Genomic DNA, 19,600 nt, shown 5'->3' with positions numbered 1-19,600 from the left:
GCTATTTAGTTGTGTTATCAGAAAGGAAGAGTTAAATGAATACAAGAGAATAATGCTGCATAAGAAATTTTATTATTAATGGTTACTAACTTATGAAATAAAAGAAAAAGGTAAAAAGCAAATATTTTAATACATTCAATTAGTGGGAACATAAAAGCTATAATTTTATGTTCCCTTTTGTTTATAAAAAATACTATACAGGGAGATTAAGTAATAATGGAATTGTCTAAGGAAGATATACAAAAAGTAAAAAATAAGGCTAATGAACATTATTCTTTTTTTAATAGGATAATTGATTCAATGTCTAACGGAGTAGAGGCTGAAGAATTTATTATTTGTATAATAAATGATTATTTGTGGGATGTTAATCTTACTGTGGTTAGAAGTCTGGAATACCCTGAGAATGATATTAAAGATCTTTGGGACAATAGTGCCGATCAATATGTTAATGAACTAGCTAAGGAAGAACTGTTAGCTAGGGATTTTATTATTAATACTTTTATTGTTTACACTTGCATTAAAGAAAAAATATTAAACAACAACGAAAAAATTAATGATATTTCAAATGATTATTATTTGTCAGAAGAAGAAGTGGATCAACTTAATAGTATTCTACAAAAGGTTAAGCAACCGACGATTTCTAATGAAAAATTGAAGCTTATTAAAAGTCTTCTTTATAAAATTTAAAACTAAGTAAAAGGCTAAAAAATGGAATTACAAACACAATTATTTATTAATTTTGAAGACGAAAAGGGTCAACAAATTTTTGGTACAGTGGTTAACTACGATTGGATAGACGAACGAAAATTGTTAATGAATGTTTTGAGAATAGTATTGAATTTAACTGATTTCGAATCTTATAGTGACATTCAATATGGAAATGAAATGTTTAATGCAAGAGGATTAGAAGATTTTTATTCAATTCTTCGAAATGAATGTAATTTGCCATCTCCCACTACTGCTGTTGAAATTAGAACAAATATTATTAACAATTTTTTTACTGAAGGAGAAATGAATGTTGACACTTCATATTTGGAAACAGCTATCCTTAAAAAGGATGAGGGAATACATAAGAAGCTTTGTGAACATAATCGTTTATTTTCTATTGAGAGCTTAAAAGATGCTTATGCAGCAAATTTTTCAAACTTTAATCATCAATGGAGAATTGGTGAAAATTTTATAATTGTAAATATAACTTCTCCAGAGTCTATAAATAGAAGCTACTATGACTTTTCTTTAAGCAGTGAGATAAAACTTGGCTTTATTTTGGGTTCAGATTATGGTGAAGGTCTTTTTGCAGATTTCATTACTCCTGTTACGTTCACAGACTATATTACTAGAAAAGGAAATTGTGGCAGCATAGATAAAACTTTTATTGAAGGATATAAGAAGATTATTAACTCTTATGGAATTAAGATGTTTTCGGTAAGTGAACTAGAAGAACGAATCAAGTGATTACAGAAAACTTCTTGGTTCAAATAAATATAAGGTACCTGATTAAATGGAGAGAAAAGAAAAAAGTAAGATTTATGGATCTATAGAAGAACAAATGAAATTTTTAAAATTAATAAAAGGAAAGCATCTTAATTTATTTTTTGAAATTAGGAATTCTATTTCTACAGAAATAAAAGTTGGGAGATTTATTAGAAGCTTAATTAATGATTATCTATACGATATAAACTATGATAAGAATGCTGAACTAGAAATTAATCAATACATTGATGAGATATTTTGGTTTAAGTTGTATCATGCGGAGGCCGAACGATTAAAAATTGAAATAAATTTAGCAGATAATTTTGTAAAAAATGCATTCATTTTATATAAGGAAAATGAGTCTGATTTCGACGATATTGCAATTTTTGATATTAGTCTAATATCTCTTGATTACTACAATAGCGTAGGTTTGAATTTTTTCTTTAGCAAGTATTACACAAAAAGACTTAATTTTTTATCAAAAAAAGAATTAGAATTACTTAATTCTTTTAAAAGGAGCCAAACATAACTTTTAATAAGCTAAATTTTATGTTTTCTTTATTATAAGCAAAATACTTTAATTTAGACATGAGGTTAGTGTGAGAAAAACTAGTAATTGATCTTACTAAAAAGAGGACAAATTACAATTTTGATGGGACACCTTATTAGCTACTAAGTGAGGACTAACTTTCGATATTCAATCGGAGTTAGTCCTTTTATTTTGATATAATTCTTTATTTAAAAATCAGTAATACTGTCTCACAGAAATTAAAAATAATTTATTATAAATATTTTGATGAAGTATTAAAGCGCTTGCATTAATTAAAATAATATTTTAAAATACCATATAACAATTAATAACTATTTAATTGTTAAATAATTATAGGGAGGTAAGAACCCATGGAAGCTATTGACTTATCATCTTTAGAAGTTAGTTCCGCTATTGGACAAGCAGGTACTTGCTGGACACTTTGGAACTAAGTAACCTTTAATTTAAAGTGAGTCTTAGGGATAAGGCTCACTTTTTTAATTTGAAAGTGGTGAGTATAATATTTGTTATATGTGATGGGATTCATGTATTTGAATCATTAGATGGTAAAAAAATAATAATTAGAAATTATCCTTGTGGAACAAAAATTGAAATTAATAATCAACAATTATTAATGCAATTATTGATTTACTTAAAAAAGCAACATAGTTTTAAAGAAATTTGTACTAAGTTTTCTCAGATGGACAATCAAGAGCTAGAAAAAGTATTAAATACTTTAAAAAAATATGGAATTTTAACAAGTAGTAAGGAAATAAGTAAAACAATAAATGTTATGCTGATTGGTCTAGGAACAACAGGCAGTCATATAGCAAATGATTTAAAAAACTTGAGTTGCATTGATCAACTTATTGTTGTTGATCCCGATATAGTTGATTATTCAAATATTTATAGGCAAGATTACTTAGAAAAAGATGTAAATAAAAAAAAGATAGATGTAATTAAAGATAGAGGAAATAAATCTAATAAAATTATAGGAATAGATAAGGATATAAAAAATTATAAAGACATAACGGAAATTTGTAAAAAGTACTTCATAAATTTAATAATTCAGGCAGGAGATATTCCATCTACAAGGGAATTAGGAAAGATAACTGAAAAAGCTGCTAACATAATTGATATTCCATACATAATAAATTCTGGCTATGTAAGTGATGTAGTATCACTACCTGAGTTTTATTATCCTAATAATGATTATGATTTTAATTATAAACATGAAACTAATAATGAAAGAGAAATATTTCTTCAGTCTAATAAGAAAGTACCCTTCCGTATTGCTGCTAATGTGGGGCATATAGTTGCGCAGCAGGTAGTAGACTATAGCCTAGGGAAGGAACCTATAAAATATCGAGAACGTGGATTTTTCGATATGAAAAAATATGAATGGAGAGTACAAAAAATTGATTAAAGAAATTGAACTCAATTATAATAGCACAAAAGTATTTCAAGGATTTAGAGAAAATGAAAAGTTTATTTCGGCACATAAAAATTTGTTAACAGCGCTTTCTGATAAAAATTGGCGTAGTGCTAAGTATATGAATACGGAAAAAAACATATCTTCGCCAACTGGTAAAATTATCGAAAGATATTTTGTGAATATTTTTTGTTCAATATTATTTGAAAATTCAAGTAACGACTTAAATAAAATTATTATAAAAAAAGCAAAAGAATATTCTTTAGATGATTATAGTTATAGACTTCTGAAATTAGTTGAGCTGACTACTAATATTAAAATTGAAGAAAAAGAAGTTTGCGGTGTACAGGCAAATATTCTGACGCCTTCAATAATGAGAACTGCTGTTAAGCGTGGATTGTATGATGAATTTACTTACCAAAGTTATCCCCTAGAATATATATATAGGTATTTTAAGTCAATTTTTTTGACGAATAATTATTCTTTAGAAGATTTAATCCAAAAATATAAAGAATTGAGTAATAAATCGGATAAGTATATAAACTGGCTACTAATTAAAGCCGTAATAAATAGATCAATAAGAGAAAAGGATAAGACCATAGCAAAAGAATTTATACAAAAGCTAAAAATAGTAAAAGTAAATGAATTTGATTACATTAATAGCAAAAGCTTTTACATATTAGTTTTTGAATCAAGAGAAAAGGCAATTGATTATTTAAAAGATAGGCTTGATATACATAACTTTTTGATTTCGGAAAAAATTGATTATAGTGAATCACTTGCTATGAAAAATTTTGCTACAATACTGAATGATGATGAACCAATCAAAAGAAAAATTTTAATTAAATGTTTAGAACAAACACCTCAAGATGTTGATCTTTGGAAACTTTGGTTTAAGCACTTTGCTTCTAAAATAGAGATACAAAGAAAATCTTTAGATATGATTGATAACGGTTATAGTGATTTACCTTTATACAAGAATATTGTTTTAACCCGTGATATGCAATCTGCTTTAATCAGGCTTATAATATTGTCTGATACTCCAGAGAATAGGAAACTAGGATATAGTTTAATAAATAAGGTTGATAATAAAGGAATAGGAAAGAGCTTAAGCTTACTTTATTCGAATATTCCTAATATCAGTGAATATATATATAGGGGCATGTGAGTGAAATATATTTTTAAAAAAGACTCCAAAAGGGTAATAGTTTACTTCATTTTAACCATTATTTTGGCGCTATTAATGGTTTCGAACTCGCTTGTATTAAAGTACATTATGGATGTAGCTTCAACCAAGGGTTTGAATAAATATGTGTCTTTGGTTATAAATGTATTGTTATTTATTTTGGTTCAGTCTCTGGCATATTATTTGCAGCAGCTAAATTCACAATTTTTAGCAAAAGAAGCTGTTTCGGTCTATCGTAATGTGGTTTTTGAACGTTTGTCAAAGCAAAGGCTGCTAACACTTAATTCAAATGAATCTGGTCAATACATTTCATTATTAACTAGCCAAATGGACAATTTAGGACAAAACTACTTTTATACATTTTTTTGGGGTTTATATTTACTACTACAATTTCTTGCTGCTAGTTTGCTATCTTGGATAATAAATCCTGTTATGGCAATTTTTGCCATTATTTTAAGTATTCCTAATATACTTATCCCAGTAATTTTTAAGACAAAACTACAAATTAAAAAAAGTAAAACAATAGAGGCAACTAATAATTATGTCAATGAAGCAAATGACTTATTTTCTGGTTTGACAGATTGGAAAGTGAATCGTTCTGAAGCTGCAGTGGTTTCAGAAGAAAAAATGATTAACAAAAAGTTGTTACATTGTGAAAAAGAAGAGCTAAAGACTGAAAATACAGTGACGGTTTTCAATAAAACTTTTTCTGACTTTTTATATTTTGGTACCTGGTTAATTGGAACTTTTTTTATCATAAAGAGCAACTTATCAATTGGTCAAATTGTGGCGTTTACTCAACTAGTTACGAATATTTCTTTTCCTATTTATAGTTTTTCTGATCTTTTTTCTCAATGGATTGGTGGAAAAAAAGTATTTGATTCAATTGAAAATGAAACAAATAAAGAAACAATTACAATTAACAATGAAAAAAATATTGATACTTTTTCTAGTATAGAGTTAAAGGATGTAAGTGTTTCTTTTAAAGAAAAAAAAGTTATTGATTCACTGAATCTTAAAATTAAAGCTGGGAAAAAATATTTAATTGTTGGTAAAAGTGGTAGTGGTAAATCAACTTTCATTAAACTTATTACCAAACAATTAGATAATTATCGAGGAGAGATTTTGTTAAATGGAATAAACATTACAAAACTTACAGATAATCAAATTTATCAAAATTTCAGTTACTTACCACAAGATGGCCATGTTTTTGCAACCACATTACGTAATAATCTGACTTTATATAAAAGTTATCCGGACGAGATTATAATTAAAGCTTTAAGATTTGTAGAATTGGATAAGTGGGCCAATGCTGAATCGTTGAGCATGAAACTAGGAAATTCAGACACAAAAGTATCTGGTGGAGAGGCTAAAAGAATTGAATTAGCAAGATTACTACTTCGAGAAAAAAATGTGTTAATATTGGACGAGTTCTCTTCTGGAATCGATAAAACAACTTTGCAAAAAATTGAAAGCAAACTTTTAAGTTTACCTATTACATTATTATACGTAACCCATACTTATAATAATGACTTGATAGCTAAAGCAGATCAAGTTATTAAATTTTAAAACTTATACAGTATTAAATGTGAAACAGGCTTAATTTTGGAGGTCATATCAAAACAGAGAAAGAATTATATTAGTTATAAAAATTTAATAAGAGAAACAAGTGAAAGTTTTTATAAAAATTTATGCTATAATTAATTTGTAAGCTATATAAGTATTGAGATGTAACACGGGTATATTTCTGTGATAATTTCCAATTGGAAGTTGTAGGTAGTTTACTTCAGAAATTCTTCGAATGAAGGACGAAACTTGAAAAAATTGATCATAAAGGTCAAAGGAACTAAGAAAAAAGATTAAAAGAAGGAACATTGAATAATTTCAATGTTCCTTTTTGCGTGAAGGAAAGAAGGTGGTTTCAGCAACGAAACAACGGAAAAATATTAGTTAATGAGGGAAGTAACATTATTGTTATTTCCCTTTTTATTTTGAGGGAAAAGATGAAATATTTATTTATTTTAATGATATTGTTATTTTTGCTTTTTAAGAAAAAAGGTTTAAAGGTTTTGAAAAAGATAAGAGCAGCTTTTTCAGAAAAATCTATTTCAAAAGAATTAAAAGGTGATGTGTTGGATAGTAGTGATATTGATGAAATTTCTAGCTCCATCCCTAGCAACATTCGAAAGGATATAATAAACCGGCAATATTTACGTGTGATTCAGACTAAGCAGTCTATTAATACATTTACTGACTATTCTGCGGGTAATGATAAAAAAAGGTTTGAAGAAACAGATACTATTAATTTAAATTCAGATAGTATTTTGGTTGATACAGATGGAGAGATACATAGTATGTATGACCTATCATCAGCTAATGTTGATCAATCTCATTCTTCAAGTAATAAGTATTCGTTTAAGGAAAAGCAAAAATTTGAAAGCTTAAAAAATTCATTTCCCGACGACCTGGTTCAACAAGTTATGTACAGATTGAAGGAGGTGAAAGAAAATAAAAAAATTAATAGGTAAAAAGAAATAGCTATTTAAAGGAATGACTTTCTTTTTGTTAGCAAACTTATAGATTATTAGAAATTGAATGAAATGACAGGTATGAAAGATAAAATTACAAAGGAAGCAATTTATAAACTTCTTGATATAAAGGACATAGAACCTTATAAAGTTCCCAGGAAATTATTCCAAATTTTGTTAAACAAAAGTGAACGTGTGAGAGTGTTTGAAAAATTTTTAAGTGTTTCTGATGATCTTACAAAAGACTGGTTTTTCGATTACTTTCAGACTGAACAAGCTGAAATGAACAGGCAAAAACAGGACTTAACACCTTATAATTTGAGCAAACTATTAGCACAATTATCCCACAATGATCGTAAATGGAATAATAGTGGCATAAGGCTTGATGTTGGTGCAGGAGCTGGTACTTTAACAATAGCTAAGTGGGTAGAGGATCAAGTTAAACATGATAATTTTGTCTATAAGCCACACAATTATTTATATTTTTGTGAAGAAAAATCAGACCAAGCAATTCCTTTCTTGATTTTTAATCTTGCGATTAGAGGTATGAATGCTGTTGTTTGGCATGGAGATTCATTAACACGTAAGTGTAAAGGTGTGTTCTTTATTGAGAATTGCTTAGATGACGCTCACAGTTTTAGCGATGTTAATATAATGCCCTATACTAAAGAAGTTAAAGAATATTTTTCAGTGTCTGACTGGAGTAAAGAAAGATATCCAAAACATATTGAGACATTTTTAAAAATTGAAACAACACTTAATGGGAAAACAACAGCACTTGTTTATGGAGATAAATAAATAGAAATTAGTAATAGGGAAAAGCAGCATTTTTAAAGGCTGCTCTTTTTTATTAGGAGAGGATTTATAATGATTAAATTTTTTAATGATGAAGAGGGCAATACAACAGGTTTAACACCAATTAAAGCTATATGTATGTGTATTTTTATTTTATTTATACTCTTTGAACAATATTATCGTCAGAGCTGAATGGTTGCTAAATATCCACATTTAGTGATTCTAAAGTATTTACCTTAATATTTTTATTTAGGAAAATCAAAATGAAACAAATTTCAAAGATTAAAGTATTAATAATTGATCCTGAAAAAGGTATTACTGAAAAAGTAATCGATAATAATTTGAGGAGCTTTTATAGGGAAATCAACTGTAATTATATCGACATTAGTTCTTGGTCAATTACTGGTCAAGATTATGATTTTATCATCGATGATGAAGGGCTTTTAAAGCCTAACCCTATGGTAAGTGTAATTAGTTTAAACAATAAGCCTATATTTTTTGGAAGAATAATTTTAACTAGGAACTGTGAAGGCTTGCAGACTAGTTTAACTGACAAAGATATCAAGAAAATTAAAAAGCATCTTGAAAACTATTTTAATTACAAAGTAATTCAGGTAGATCAGTTAATTTTTTAAGTTAAGGAAAAATAGTCATGAAAAAGGAAGATAGAGTAAAAGTTTTAGAAATTGATTCAGAGACTGGAATTGAAACAAAGTATTTACTTAATAGCTATAAATTCATTGCGGAAGAAATTGAAGACAAATATTTTTATATTGATACTTTTTCAGTTTGCGGACAAAACTATGACGTTATTTATAGAGATGAGAATAAAAGTATTTTTGTTGCCCACCCGAAAGTTAGTTTAATTAATTCAAAGGGTAAAGAACTTTTATATGGATCGAGATTTATCTTTTCTAGAAGTACAAATCCTAGAAAAAGTGATTATCAGATCAGTTTATCAAATGAAGACATCAAAATATTAAAAAGTCGTATAAAGTTTCATCTAGATAATAAAACCGGGCGTACTAATATAATTATTAAAGTAAGCCAAAAGAAGAAAATTTAATTTAAAGGGAAAAATGCAAAACATAAAAAGTTTATGTAGTAAAATTACTAAATTATTAATAATTATTATATTTTTATTACCATCAATAAAGACTATGGAAGAGATAAATTTACAAACTATTCAAGCAGTAGGTTTGAAGTCTGATAAAAATATTCGGAAGAAATATCTTTTCAAAGTTTTAGCTGGTGTCGGTAATAGAGTTTCTGTTTATGCCAAACCAACTTATTTATATAAAAAGGCTGAAATGTCTTTATCTACAAAACTTTATAAAGTTTTTGTAGTAAAAAAGAAAAACAAATTAGTCTGGTACAAAATTGGTAAAAACCAGTGGATTATGGCCATTGATACAGATAAACCATTACTTTTAGTATCAGCAACAAATACTTTTCCCATTTATAAAAAAATTTGAACATTAAAACTATTGGAATACCGGATAAAGATATTAGGATTTTTCGAACTATTGGTCAGTATACTTTCGTTTATAAAGCCAATATAACTAATGGCCAATATGTTTATTCAAAAACTGGAGTGTTTTGCTAATTTAAATAGAAAGGTAAGATATGCTTAAAAGTAAAGGATATAACGGCTTTAATAATTATGAAACATGGAATGTAGCAATTTATTTAGATAATTCTCTGTTAATTCAGCAAGTTAAACATCTATTTAGTTCCTATGCAGAAGTTGTGGAATTTTTTAGGTTGTTTGGAATTTTTGATACGCCAGACGGCGTGAAGTTAAATGATCCAAAGCTTGATTATAAAGAACTTGACGCTGTTTTAAAGTGAGTTAATAAATTAACTAGAATGATTTTTCATTTTTAGAAAAGCATTAAGAAGTAATATTAATGTGACCTCCAAATTTATTCTAAATTTGGAGGTATTTTTATGGCTAAATTATGTAAACAAGATAAAATTGAAATCTGCGATATTTATGTGCATCCCCGAATCGAAAATAAATTGTCTTTTTCTATTTTTCAATAATAACTAAAATTCAGCTACTTCAGAGAAAATATTAAATTTCTTGGAAAATAATTTAATGCAATCCTTTATTGCTGAATGAACTCTATTTATTCTATGACGTTTAAAGGTAGATTTATTAAATATAATTAATTGTGCACGTTTAAGGTCATTTATACTGATTCGATAGAACTTTTAGAGTTTACTACTGGGATAATTGCTGATGTGGTTTTAGATTTTCTATAAAAAATAATCTAAATTTTTGAAATGAAAATTAAAAAATTTGATTAATTTTAAAACAAATGTATAATAAATTAAAAATAATAAAAAGGAGATGATAAAAATGACTAACGAAAATTTAGATTTAGATTTAAATTTGAATGTTGAAGATATTGAGATGGAAGACGCATCATCTTTATTTGGACCTCGTAGAAACACAGGTGTTACTTCTTCTGGTTGTTGCATGCGTTAAATTTATTGTTTTATGTAATAAGTTAAAGATCAATATGTTTACAACATATTGATCTTTTTATTTTATGAGGAAAATTATATTGAGCAAATATATTTTAGAAGAATATTATACAATTAGAGCGCCTTTTTATGGCATGGAAGAATATAAAGACTTTTTTACTGACCAAGCCCAGCATAATTTTCAATTAATGGATTTGTTGAAAAATAAGCAATTTATGGAAATTTTATTAGTAAACAATAGAAAACTTTTTAATGAAGCGTCAAAAATTAAATTTTTGAAATCGGGAAGTAAAAAATATCGACACATAACAAAGTCAATTTTTAACTATTTTAATAGATTGTGTGCCCGTGCAACACCCTATGGGCTAAATGCCAGCATATCACTAAATAAGATAAACGATAGTTCTAAACGGAATGACTGTAAAAAATATAAATATGTTAGACCTGATTTAGAATGGCTAAGTAGAGTAATTAAGAAAATCCAGTCTAATCCAGAAAATATAACAAAGCTATATGTGAAATGGAACGAATTAGCAGTTAAAGATGGTTCATTTTATAAATTGCTATATGTTGCCAATTCATCCAAAAACGATTTATTGAAACGAATAAAAGAAACACCTATTGTTAAGTATATTTACGAAGCTTCCCAAGATACTGTTTTAGTAAAAAGTTTAGTAGATGATTTATGTGATTTCTATAAGATCTCAGACAGTCAAAAAGTAATAATATATATTAGTAAATTGATATCTAACGAATTTTTGTTGACAAATCTATCCATTGACACTTTGAATAATAATCCATTTAGTAGTTTGATTAAGAAACTGTCTTTTTTAGATATTGAAGCAGATTTGAAGAATAAACTAGTTTTTTTGAAAAATGAAATCAATAAATATTCTCTTATGAAGATTGGAGAGGGTATTGATGAGTACAATAAAATAATAAGTATAATGGAAAGTATAGCCAAAACAGATAATTATTTACAGGTTGATTTAAAAAGCAATGAAAATGCGCCAAAGTTAACAGAAAAAATAAAAAACTTAACGGAAACAATTGACTACTTAGAGAAAATAACACCTAGTTATATTAAGTCTTACTATTTAGAACAATATAAAATAAAATTTTTGAAGAAATACGGGCTGTATACAGAAGTTGATCTGCTTGAATTGTTGAATCCTTCTATTGGATGTGGCTTCCCATATTCAACTAAAATTCTGTCTAATTTATCAGATGATGAAACACAAACTAGTATAAAACTTAAAGAAAATATATTAAATACAATAAAGGAAGGTAGAAATTATTGCGACATTGAGAAATGTAGTTTGCCAGAATATAAAGAACCAAAAGAAGATATGTATTTTCCTTCAAGCCTCGAAGTATTTATTCAAACATTAACAAGTAAACAAATAAATAATTCGAAAATAGACGCTTTTTTTGTTCCTAATTCTGGCAGTGATATGAGTGGTAAAAGTTTTGGCCGGTTTAGTTACATGTTTAATGAAAAAAATTATTTGATGGAACCAAATGAAATTGAAATTTTGGATAATCCTAAGAATAAAAGAAATTTAAATATATTGGCAAACTACAATATGCGAAGTAGAGCTGTCAGTGTTGGAACTCTAATAGATAGTTATAAAGATACAAATATTGTAAATCTGAAAAATATATTAGTTGGACTTGAAAGTGTAAATGATCACTACTTTTTTTATTTTAAACTAAAAAAACGTGCGCAAAAGGTAAGATTTTCTTCTACATCTATGGTTAATTATAGAAACGGTGAAATTTTATCATATATTTCCAGTTTTTTAATAGAAGCATCGCATGAGAAAGAAAAAAATCCATTCTACATAATTCGGTTACTTGAATCTTATGAAAATTTTCCATTTATACCTGGCTTTTTTTATAAAAACGTATTGCTAACTCCTAGACGGTGGAACTTAAACGCAAACACAATAGATTTAAATCAGACAGCACAAGCTTTGCTTAAAGAGCTAGAAGTTTTTATGGCAAAATGGGAAGTCCCCAATATGGTTTATTTAGAAAAAGGAGATAATAGAATATTATTAAATTTAAAATTAAATGATCACAAGCAAATGCTGGTAAAAGAGTTGAAAAAAGCTAGGAATAATATTTCGATTTATGAATGCTTAGCTAATAAAAGCTCTGATTTAAATGAATACGTTTTATCTTTTTTTGCTAACACTAGAAGTCGGAAACAAACAAGTTTAAACATTTCTAGTGAACAGATAGTATCACCTAATGCAAGAAACAGAAAATATATTTTAGGTGATGAATGGGTGTATATGAAATTATATTGCTTAAAAAGTGCTGCATCAAAAATAATAAAAAATGATTTGTTTAGCTTATATAAGCAGCTAAAGGCAAATAGGACCATAAGTAGTTTTCACTATTTATTATATACAGATGACGACTTTCATATACGAGTAAGGTTCAAGTTAGTAGATAAGGATAAATTAATATACTTAATTAATGCAATTAATTCATGGGCACACTATTTACTAGAGGAACATATGATTTCTAATATAGTATTTGATAGTTATGATAGAGAATTAGAAAGATATGGTGGATTATATTCTATCAATAAAATTGAAAATATTTTTTATAAAGACAGCTTGGCAGCTATTGAGTTCTATTCTCTGCCCAAAAACGAATACACAGATTTAAATATAGTTGAGTCTTTAGAAAACTTTTCGCTTCAATTAGGAGTTCCGCAAACGATCCTTTCTGCGACATTAGAAAAAATGTTTTATAACACACACTTACATAAGGAAGTTTTTAAAAATAGCCAGTCATATGTACAAATGCATAAACAATCTTTTATAAATTTTGTAAAAGAAAAGTCACTTAATTCCAATAAAGTTTCTTTTTATAAAGCTTTACTTCAAACAGACGATAAAGTTCTTAATAAATATAATCAACAATTATTATTTAGCCTATTTCATATGCATTGCAATAGACTTGGCATAGAACATGGAAAATCTGAGCAACGAATCATGTGCTTGTGGACACAATTCGCTAAAGAAGCACAGTATTATCTGGGTAATTAAAAATGGCAAATAGTAAAATTAATCATATAGTTAAAAATTATGCTAATTTAGTTTTGGATTGCAAAGACTTTGTAGAATTCTTTTTGAACGATACTAAAATATATGCAGATGAAAACAAAAAAATAGAATTTTACATTAGTGTTTTACTATTTTTAGCCAGTTATGAGAAATATAGTAAACAAAGCTTTGCTGCTACAAAAAAATATTATCTTAAAAAGCTCATATTTTTAATGAAACATGCAACTTTGTCAATGAATACATTTAATGGTCTATGTGGAATAGGGTATGCATTTCATTTTTCAAGATTGGAAGATGAGAAGTGGGGTATTTCGATAGAAAACCAATTCGATAGTATATATTTCAAAATATTAAAGAACTATAAAAAAGAATTAAGTGATACGATAGATAAATTTGGCTTGTGTGAATCAAATTACGATTTAATAGATGGATATGCCGCTATAATATCCTTTCTGTTTAATAGTGGAATTTATAATAAAGACTTTAAACTTTTCAAAAGCATAACAATGGATTTTATATCTATGCTTAGTATTAGTTCTTGGGTTATACCACCATCGAATATGATACTTCCATATTTGGCTAAAGAATTTCCCTACGGTGCGACAAATTTTAGCTTATCTCATGGTATGGCTGGGCCGTTGTCTGTATTAGATTTATTACAATTAAATGGGCTAAATTTTTCAAATGAAACATCGATTGTAAATAAATTGATTAATCTCTACAAAGAAAATATTATCAAAAATAATTCAAATATATGGTGGCCAACCAGAAAAGCTGCAAAAATTAAGAGAACTTGTGAATTTCCAAGAGCAAGTTGGTGTTATGGAACACCAGGAATAGCTAATGTTTTATATAATGCATCAATTGTGACAGGTGATACTGATTTAAAAAAAATAGCCATGAAGAGTATTTTTACTCTATGCAAGAAATCTGTTTCTGATTTGTATATAGATTCTATGACCATATGTCACGGATTATCAGGTCTAATTTTATGCATTCAGAATATAAACAAAAAGCTTAAAAGCAATGAACTAAAAGAAAAACAAGATTTTTACGTTGATCTTTTATTAAAAAATGCTGAGAGTGACTATAAGTATATGTACCATAATTATGACTATTTAACACCTTTCAAACCTAATAGTCGTAAAACTTATCAAAATGATATAAGTTTTTTAACGGGATCAACTGGTGTAATTATGACTTTAATGGCAGTATCAAGTGATATAGAATTTAACTGGCTTAAAATTCTTTCTTTATATTAAAAAAGTGAGGAATTATATTGTGGAATATCTAAAAATTGCTAGTTTACAGGTAAATAACAAAGGCACTTTAGTTATCGACGCTTCAAATCTGACAATTAATCAGCAACAAAAAATTGGACTAATAGGTATTAATGGTTCTGGTAAGACTACATTACTAAAAATAATTAATAATAAACCTGTCAATATGGAAATAAATGCTAATATAATTAACAACTGTAAAACTTTTATGGTAACCCAAGTTATGAGCCATGATCACCAAAGTGGTGGAGAAAAAGAAAAAGAAGCTATTTTATCTGCAATAAAAAGAGCAAATCAAAGTAAAAAAGCTATTTTATTACTTGATGAACCTACTTCAAATTTGGACTTTGATCAGCAAAACTGGCTGGTAAATACGTTGAATAGTTTCAATCATCCACTGTTAGTAGTAAGTCATGATCAAGCATTCCTTAGCAAAGTAATAAATACCGTTTGGTACATAGAGAATAAAAGAGTTATTGAATTTAAAGGAACATATACCGATTATGAAAGAAAAAAAACGGCTGATTTGCAACGAACAAGAAAAGATTATCAACTAAAGAAAAAGAAAATTAACAAATTAAGACGTGTACAAAAACAATTGGAAAATAAAGGACATAATGCTATTAAAAAGAAACAGGGAATTTCTTGGTCTGATTGGAAAATAAAAGACTCAAATAAAATCGAAAAGAAATTATCACACTCTAGCAAAGTTTTAAATAAAAGGATAGATAAAGAGTCAAATCAACTAAAAAAGCCTCTTACCCGACATCCAATAACATTAAACAATTTTAGAGTTTCCAATTTGGAAATGAAAGCAAAAGATAGTTTAATAAGAATCAATGCTCAAAATATTTGCAAATCTAATAAAATGTTATTTGAAATAGCAGAAACTATAAAAATAAAAAATACCAATAAGATTATTTTGACTGGAAAAAATGGTTGTGGGAAATCTGTATTTTTATCTAAATTAGTAGATAAAAATCTAAACGGATGGATTAATCCAAAGACTAAAATAGGCTTTTTCTCACAGGATATTTCGAAAGAGATAACAAACACAAAAAAAGTAGGAGAAGAAATTAAAAAGTTAAGTGTTTTTAACACTACTACTACTAGACAACTTTTAGGGGATTTACATTTAGGTAGTTGCTTAAATAATTCAATATCAACTTTAAGTGGCGGGCAATTGGTTTGTTATAAACTAGCAAGAATTTTGCTAGGAGAGCATAATATTCTTGTACTTGATGAGCCTGATAATTTTTTAGACATAACTTCTGTAAACGCATTAATAGAATTTCTTAAAAATTATCCTTTTTCCATAATTATTGTTACTCATGACAAAAAAATAATTAATGAATTAAATTTTCAAAAGTGGAGTATAAATAAAAAAAGACTGTTATTGTCTAATACGACAAGTAAAAGTTCAAATAATGAATTGGATCTATTAAAACATAAACTGGATGAATTAATTGCTGATACTTCGATTCCTATATCTCAAGTGCAAAAAGTGTCTAAACGAATATCGGAATTAGAGAAAACACTAAATCACGATTAGTTTGTGTTTTATTGTTAAAGCTAAGATTTATTATTAATCTGAAGAAATTCAATGGAGAAATATGTTTAAACAGTTTGTTAATATTAGTCGAGTAAGATTTATTATTATTATTATTGTTCTTACGATATCACAAATTTTGAATACTGTAGCTACTTACGTTACAGATATACAGATGAATTTCATTATTAAAGGCCGTATTAATGCCTTTATTATAATTACAATAATTCAATTATTACTATTCACAATTAATGATTTTATGTATAACTTATCTAGTTATCAATGGAAAAAGCAAACTCAGGAGTATTTCCATGACGTGCGCAACAAAGAATCTCACGTTTTTTTACAAAATCAAAATAAATCGGTCAGCTCAATGCAGAATTCTTTAGGTAATGATCTCAATATATTAAATGACGATTATTTTGTTAGAATTTTTGACTTAATAGCTAGCATTATATACCAGTTTTTAGCTATTAATACACTGTTAAAATTTGATTGGGTTCTTGTATTTTTCACAATAGTAATGGCTTTGATTTCTTTATTGATACCGAAAATCTGTCAAAAATATACAGTTACTCAAACTAAAAATGTTTCTGATAACAATAATATATTTTTAAATTTAATAAAGGAATGGACGTCAGGTTTAGAAGTGGCAAGACAATATAAAATTGGTCGAGCTTTTAAGTTGGCTCTGGGGAAGGGAAGTCAGAAACTTGAAAATAGTCAAATTGCTCGGAAAAAAGTTTTGACCTGGGCCGAGTTTATCCAAAGCATTGCTGATGCTATAGGGCGTGTTGGTATTACAGTAATAGCTGGTCTCTTATATTTCGGTAATCGTGTTGGCTTCGGTGTAATTGTCACGGCTAGTGTATTCGCAGATGGTATTTTTTCGACTTTATTAGATATTGTTGAAGATATTAATTATATTAAGTCCACGAAAAGCATTAGAGACCAAACTTTGAAAAAACAAGTATCATTACCATCTTCGCAATCTTCAAATGCCAAAATGCAAAGCATAGAAAAAATCAAATTGTATAATTTATCCTATTCGTATAATGGAGAAAGTATACTGCATTATCCTGATTTAACAATTACAAGAGGTGAAAAAATACTTCTTTATGGCGAGAGTGGTTCAGGAAAGACAACGCTCATAGAACTAATAATGGGGCTTAAAAAACCATTAACAGGTACTGTATCTTTCTTTAATACTAAAGGTGAAAAAGTTAAACCCGATTTTGCTGAATTTGCATATCTTCCTCAAGATCTAGTCTTATTTCCAGGTAGTGTTATAGAAAATATCACTATGTTTAAAAAAATGCCTTTAAAAGTAGTACAAGAAGCTGCGAATTTAGTGGCACTGCCAAATGAATTTCTGTTTAAAAATATTAAAGTTTCGAAATCTATCCTTTCAGGAGGACAGCAACAAAAAGTAGTATTAGCAAGAGCCTTAGCTCATAACAAATCTATTATGTTACTAGACGAACCAATCAGTGCTATAGATAAAATATCAAGTAATAAAATTTTATCTGAGTTGCTGGCAAGTAATAAAACTTTGATTATGATAAGCCATAATTTAACTGAAAAGGAGAAAAGCCAATTTAATAAAAAAATTTATTTGGGAAAAGGAATTAACAATGAAAGTTAAAGATATATGCAAACTACATCCAATATATTTTTGGATGTCTCTACTTTTAGCTATTGCAAGTGCAGGCTTGTTTACTAATGCTAATCAAGTCCAATCTTTGCTATTTGATGCTATTAAAGAAAAAAATTTGATTAACTTTGGTATTTTGGCTGGTATCCAATTTTTATGGATTCTGGCTGGATATGGTTTTTTACAGTTTAGCAAATATTTTTGGAAGTATGCTGTTCTGAAATATTTTCACCAAATACGTCAGAAACTTGCCGACCATTATTTTTTGAAAGCTGGCAATAATGAGACAAGTAATATCCAGAATCGAATGACTACGGATTTAAATTTATTAGAAAAAAATCTATTTTATCAGATTAGATTATTAGCTTATAATTTTGCTCTGCTTTTTTTCAGCATTGGTCTGCTTTTATCATATCACTGGTTGTTATTATTGACGTCCTTATTAATCGTTGCCATACAGATTTTGGCTCCTTATTTTTTTGAAAGACCATTGAGTAAAGCGATGAATAATTTGTCGAAAGAAAACGAACATTATTTAAAAACTTTGGGACAATGGTTAATTGGATTAAACGAAATTCGCCAGTATTTTTCTGGTCAAAAATTTTTCAAAGTTTTATCTGATACTAGTCAAAATATGGAGCAAGCATATATAAGTAATGATAAGGTTAACCAAATTTTTGATTATGTTAGTAGTTTGCTTTATCTAGTAGGGGATGCAATTATGCTAATTCTAACAAGCGTTTTGGTAACACAAAATATAATTCGCTTTGGTGTAATTTTTAGTATAAGTAATTTTGATTCTTATCTTTTTGGATCAATTAAGAATATAGCTACCTGCTGGGGTTTAATTAAATCCGTTCGCCCACTCAGAGAAAAGATGGAAGATTCATGTAAAAAGGTTGTTACTAAAAATCAAACTGGTAAAGTAGTAACGGGAGTGCAAGTGACAAATTTGAAAGTTACTTTTTCGAACGGGCAAGTAATTAATTATCCGAATTTTACAGTTAAACCTGGAACAAAAGTTTTGTTGACTGGAGACAATGGTACTGGAAAATCAACTTTATTGAGAGTTATTAAAGGGCTAACACATCCAACAAGCGGAAAAATAAGTTATATTAATCACGAAGGTAAAATAATAAAACCAGATTTGAGTAGTATTGATTATTTACCACAAGAACCGGTTATTTTTCCAGCAACTATAGGTGAAAACATTACAATGTTTTCACCTCAATCTGACCACAATATTAAGCATATATGTAATCATGTAAAACTAAATCAGGATATTGATGATTTACCTATGGGACTTGAAACGGTAATTAGCTCAGAAAAAATTTCAGGTGGTCAGCGTCAAAAGATTGTTTTAGCAAGAAGCTTATTTAACCATTCTACTTTTCTATTGATTGATGAGGGTACTAGTGCCATTGATTCTAATGCTATGTACAGCATTATGCAATATTTAACAAAACAAAATATAACTATCGTTTTTATTGCTCATAAAGTTGAACAAAGGTTAAAAAATATGTTTGACGATGAAATACACCTTGAAAACAGAAAGAAAAATTGACCTATTTTGGATTTAATTACTATCTAGTTTATAT

The 19,600-nt window shown here is 27.7% G+C and carries 18 protein-coding genes; all 18 read left to right on the top strand.

From position 1 onward, the window contains the following. Positions 1 to 216: 216 nt before the first annotated feature. The 18 genes from JF73_RS09005 to JF73_RS08925 all read left to right on the top strand — a co-directional run bounded on the left by JF73_RS09005 (position 217) and on the right by JF73_RS08925 (position 19,566). Positions 217 to 687, top strand: coding sequence for a hypothetical protein (locus tag JF73_RS09005; RefSeq protein ID WP_046325845.1), 471 nt, complete (start codon positions 217 to 219; stop codon positions 685 to 687). 21 nt (positions 688 to 708) lie between these two features. After that, positions 709 to 1,455, top strand: coding sequence for a hypothetical protein (locus JF73_RS09000; RefSeq protein WP_046325844.1), 747 nt, complete (start codon positions 709 to 711; stop codon positions 1,453 to 1,455). 46 nt (positions 1,456 to 1,501) lie between these two features. Beyond that, entirely contained in the window at positions 1,502 to 2,002 is a 501-nt protein-coding gene (locus JF73_RS08995) for a hypothetical protein (protein WP_046325843.1), read from the top strand. 508 nt (positions 2,003 to 2,510) lie between these two features. Continuing rightward, complete coding sequence (locus tag JF73_RS08990) at positions 2,511 to 3,428, top strand: ThiF family adenylyltransferase (RefSeq protein WP_244885274.1); 918 nt, start codon at positions 2,511 to 2,513, stop codon at positions 3,426 to 3,428. Continuing rightward, positions 3,421 to 4,602 (top strand): hypothetical protein, encoded by a 1,182-nt coding sequence (locus tag JF73_RS09570; protein WP_052724690.1) that lies wholly within the window; start codon positions 3,421 to 3,423, stop codon positions 4,600 to 4,602. Before JF73_RS08990 ends, JF73_RS09570 begins: the two co-directional genes overlap by 8 nt. Next, positions 4,603 to 6,189, top strand: coding sequence for an ATP-binding cassette domain-containing protein (locus JF73_RS08980; RefSeq protein ID WP_046325842.1), 1,587 nt, complete (start codon positions 4,603 to 4,605; stop codon positions 6,187 to 6,189). Positions 6,190 to 6,494: 305 nt separating this feature from the next. Then, positions 6,495 to 7,148 (top strand): hypothetical protein, encoded by a 654-nt coding sequence (locus JF73_RS08975; RefSeq protein ID WP_143435150.1) that lies wholly within the window; start codon positions 6,495 to 6,497, stop codon positions 7,146 to 7,148. 81 nt (positions 7,149 to 7,229) lie between these two features. Next, positions 7,230 to 7,946, top strand: coding sequence for a hypothetical protein (locus JF73_RS08970; protein ID WP_046325840.1), 717 nt, complete (start codon positions 7,230 to 7,232; stop codon positions 7,944 to 7,946). 260 nt (positions 7,947 to 8,206) lie between these two features. Continuing rightward, positions 8,207 to 8,578, top strand: coding sequence for a DUF3846 domain-containing protein (locus tag JF73_RS08965; RefSeq protein WP_046325839.1), 372 nt, complete (start codon positions 8,207 to 8,209; stop codon positions 8,576 to 8,578). 17 nt (positions 8,579 to 8,595) lie between these two features. After that, complete coding sequence (locus JF73_RS08960) at positions 8,596 to 9,009, top strand: hypothetical protein (protein ID WP_046325838.1); 414 nt, start codon at positions 8,596 to 8,598, stop codon at positions 9,007 to 9,009. A 13-nt stretch (positions 9,010 to 9,022) separates the two neighbouring features. Then, the gene (locus JF73_RS08955; protein ID WP_046325837.1) at positions 9,023 to 9,418 is read left to right on the top strand and encodes a hypothetical protein; all 396 of its coding nucleotides are present in this window, start codon (positions 9,023 to 9,025) and stop codon (positions 9,416 to 9,418) included. Positions 9,419 to 9,569: 151 nt separating this feature from the next. Continuing rightward, complete coding sequence (locus JF73_RS08950; RefSeq protein ID WP_046325836.1) at positions 9,570 to 9,794, top strand: DUF7249 family protein; 225 nt, start codon at positions 9,570 to 9,572, stop codon at positions 9,792 to 9,794. Between the two features lie 514 nt (positions 9,795 to 10,308). Further along, the gene (locus JF73_RS09890) at positions 10,309 to 10,437 is read left to right on the top strand and encodes a hypothetical protein (RefSeq protein WP_257011527.1); all 129 of its coding nucleotides are present in this window, start codon (positions 10,309 to 10,311) and stop codon (positions 10,435 to 10,437) included. Between the two features lie 79 nt (positions 10,438 to 10,516). After that, entirely contained in the window at positions 10,517 to 13,501 is a 2,985-nt protein-coding gene (locus JF73_RS08945) for a lantibiotic dehydratase (protein ID WP_046325835.1), read from the top strand. Positions 13,502 to 13,503: 2 nt separating this feature from the next. Then, a complete protein-coding gene (locus JF73_RS08940) occupies positions 13,504 to 14,781 on the top strand; it encodes a lanthionine synthetase LanC family protein (RefSeq protein ID WP_046325834.1) in 1,278 nt (425 codons plus the stop codon). A 19-nt stretch (positions 14,782 to 14,800) separates the two neighbouring features. Beyond that, positions 14,801 to 16,351, top strand: a complete 1,551-nt coding sequence (locus tag JF73_RS08935) for an ATP-binding cassette domain-containing protein (RefSeq protein WP_046325833.1) — start codon at positions 14,801 to 14,803, stop codon at positions 16,349 to 16,351. 61 nt (positions 16,352 to 16,412) lie between these two features. Then, a complete protein-coding gene (locus JF73_RS08930; protein ID WP_046325832.1) occupies positions 16,413 to 17,993 on the top strand; it encodes an ATP-binding cassette domain-containing protein in 1,581 nt (526 codons plus the stop codon). Beyond that, entirely contained in the window at positions 17,983 to 19,566 is a 1,584-nt protein-coding gene (locus JF73_RS08925; RefSeq protein WP_046325831.1) for an ATP-binding cassette domain-containing protein, read from the top strand. Before JF73_RS08930 ends, JF73_RS08925 begins: the two co-directional genes overlap by 11 nt. The last annotated feature ends 34 nt before the right edge of the window (positions 19,567 to 19,600 follow it).

The organism is Lactobacillus helsingborgensis (genome assembly GCF_000970855.1).
In the GTDB taxonomy this organism is placed as follows: Bacteria; Bacillota; Bacilli; order Lactobacillales; family Lactobacillaceae; genus Lactobacillus; species Lactobacillus helsingborgensis.
This window is presented reverse-complemented; position numbering and strand designations above follow the sequence as displayed.